This window comes from Staphylococcus pseudoxylosus (assembly GCF_003697915.1).
In the GTDB taxonomy this organism is placed as follows: Bacteria; Bacillota; Bacilli; order Staphylococcales; family Staphylococcaceae; genus Staphylococcus; species Staphylococcus pseudoxylosus.
Genome location: NZ_RCVN01000036.1, coordinates 1 through 1,477, shown reverse-complemented (window position 1 = coordinate 1,477; position 1,477 = coordinate 1). Strand labels below are relative to the sequence as shown.

Here is a 1,477-nt window from a genome sequence, read left to right as displayed (position 1 = left end):
TAGTACAGTTGTACCCTTCCAGCCTTGATAAAATTCGTCATTTACATCTGTATTAATTAAAATATAATCTTGTACCTGTTCCGTCTTAAACACAATTGCAGTATATTCGTTTCCAACATCGTCTAAAAATCTAACTCCAGCAGGTGTTTTAGGAAGTTTCGGATATAATACCCCCATAAAACTAAATATTTTTTCTTTTATTTCCCAACGGCTTAAACGGCCTATGTCACTTTCCCCATAATAAGTGTAAGAGGTTCCTTCGATATACTTATAGTCTCCTGGTGCGGTTCCTCCATAAATTTTAGACTTACCAGAAAGAACTTTACCATTTTCAATCATGTCAAAAGTTAAATTTTCGTAAGTATACCACTTTGTAACTACATCGAAAGTTATCTTTTCGCTGAAAGTTCCGTTCTTACCGTAACCCTCTGTCTTTGTGACATCTGCTAAAGCTAAATCAGCATACACCTGAAAAATTTCTGTTTGATATTCAAGTGTAACGAATTTTTTGCTAAGAATATCGTTTACGAAGTCTTTCATTAATTGATAATTTTCTTCTAAACTTTCTCCAAACGTTTCTAGCTTAAACTCTATTTGTGGTTGAGTAATTGAGCGTTTTCCCATTATTCCAATACCATTACTTTGCCAGATGTTATTAGTTGATTGTAACCCTAAATTAGAGGGCTGGTAAAATCTAACTTTTCCATTTGTAACGTCCCAAACTTTGTCGTCTGTTCCGTCTAAGTTAGTATGTATTTTATACTGTCTTACCATTAAGCCCTCCCTAGTTCAAATTCTCGTCTGATTGCACGCGCTAAGTTAGAAACATCTTGACCAGCACCGCCTTGCACGTTAAATGTGTTATATGTTCTATTGTCGCTTGATACACTGTTAGTGCTTAAACCGTAACCGCTAGAAGATAAATTGACATCTGTTAAGCCTACTACCATAGAACCTTTGAATAGTCCGCCAACTTTACTTGCAACCCAATCAATTGAACCTTTGATATTTTTAATTGTATCTGTTACACCTCCAAGAACGCTGTCTATTGTATCTTTGACTCCTCCAAATATTCCGCTAAAGAAGTCGCCAATGCCCTTAAATACTCCTGTTATTGCATCCCAAGCATTTGAAGCAAATTTACCAAAAGCCTCGAATACTCCGCTAACTATATCTTTAGCACCGTCAAACGCTCCCTTAAAGAAATCAGCTACTCCGTTAAATACACCTGAAATTGCATCCCAAGCTTTTGAAGCAAAGCCACCAAGAGCGCTAAACACTCCGCTAACGACACTGCGAACAGAATTGAATATGCCACTAAAGAAGCCTGAAACTGCATTCCATATTGATGAAACTACTCCCCAAGCGCTAGAAGCAAAACTTCCGATTGCACTAAATACTGTTGAAACTACTGATTTTACAGCGTTAAATATACCGCCAAAGAAGCCTGAAACTGCATTCCATACGCCAACCAGTA

At 37.1% G+C, this 1,477-nt stretch carries 2 protein-coding genes; both read right to left on the bottom strand.

Translation table 11 applies throughout. The features are described 5' to 3' along the window. The coding region (locus D9V42_RS14600; RefSeq protein WP_122065542.1) for a phage distal tail protein domain-containing protein at positions 1-774 on the bottom strand (774 nt) is incomplete at its 3' end. Next, positions 774-1,477: phage tail protein (locus D9V42_RS14595; protein ID WP_208639088.1), on the bottom strand; the 704-nt coding region annotated here is incomplete at its 5' end. The genes D9V42_RS14595 and D9V42_RS14600, both read right to left, overlap by 1 nt.